The sequence below is a fragment of the Desulfovibrio piger ATCC 29098 genome (assembly GCF_000156375.1).
GTDB lineage: Bacteria > Desulfobacterota > Desulfovibrionia > Desulfovibrionales > Desulfovibrionaceae > Desulfovibrio > Desulfovibrio piger.
Genome location: NZ_DS996387.1, coordinates 1 through 877 on the forward strand (window position 1 = coordinate 1; position 877 = coordinate 877).

2 protein-coding genes are annotated in these 877 nt (G+C 62.3%); both read right to left on the reverse strand.

Annotation, left to right across the window (positions count from 1 at the left end; genetic code table 11):
* The coding region (locus tag DESPIG_RS12580; RefSeq protein WP_006009628.1) for a phage portal protein family protein at positions 1-666 on the reverse strand (666 nt) is incomplete at its 3' end.
* The coding region (locus DESPIG_RS14190) for a hypothetical protein (protein WP_006009630.1) at positions 663-877 on the reverse strand (215 nt) is incomplete at its 5' end. The genes DESPIG_RS14190 and DESPIG_RS12580, both read right to left, overlap by 4 nt.

Genomic DNA, 877 nt, shown 5'->3' on the forward strand with positions numbered 1-877 from the left:
ACCGCCGCGCTTGAAGCTCACCGGCCACAGGCAGCGAGAGAGCAGGCGCAGACCATAGGGATTGTCGTAGGTAGCATGATGCGTGACGAACACGAACTTGCCCGGAGGCAGGGGACGCGGGTCCGCGCAATACAGACCGTATTCCCCCACGAACACGGGATTATTGCGGCTATCGAACCGGAACCAGTGATAAGGCTTCGGCACAATGTCCACGATATGCCACCAGTCCCCGTCGAAGCGCCAGACAAGTTCCATAGGCGTAAAACCGTAAAAGGGGGCATCCAGCATCCCGGTAATGACTGTGCGCAGGTTGGCGCGCTCAAGGTCCCGCATGAAACGCCGGTGCAGTTCCTCCGCTTCCGGTGTGGGCGTTTCGCCCTCCGGCGCTCCGGCACGAAACGACAGGTGAGGACAGTTCAATACCCTGTTCTTGCGGGAGAGCATGGCCGTCGTCACCTGGTCATCCGCAGAAAGTTCCCGCAGCACATCCGCCTCGTCCCCGCGCTTGCGCAGCACCGGGTCCGGGTCCGGCAGGGTGTTCAGCCAGCCGTCCAGTTCCCCGAAAAACACCCCCGCGTTCTGCCGCGTCGCCAGTTCCGTGCTCAAATCCGCTGCGCTGAACGGCACAAAGGTTCCGTCCGCGTTGTACAGTCCGCCGCTACTCATACCGCCTCCGCAAAAAGCGCCACGCAGACCGGCAGCAGCCAGTCCAGCAGCGATTTGCGGTTCCAGACGCGCGGATCGAACCCGCCCCACCAGGGCATATTGTCCCGGTGTCCGTTCCCGTAAGCGTCAATCCAGCGATATTCCGCCTGCGCATGTTCGCGCCCTGTATAAAACGCGGCGCACAGCCAGGCCAGCGCCGGAATATGGCAAA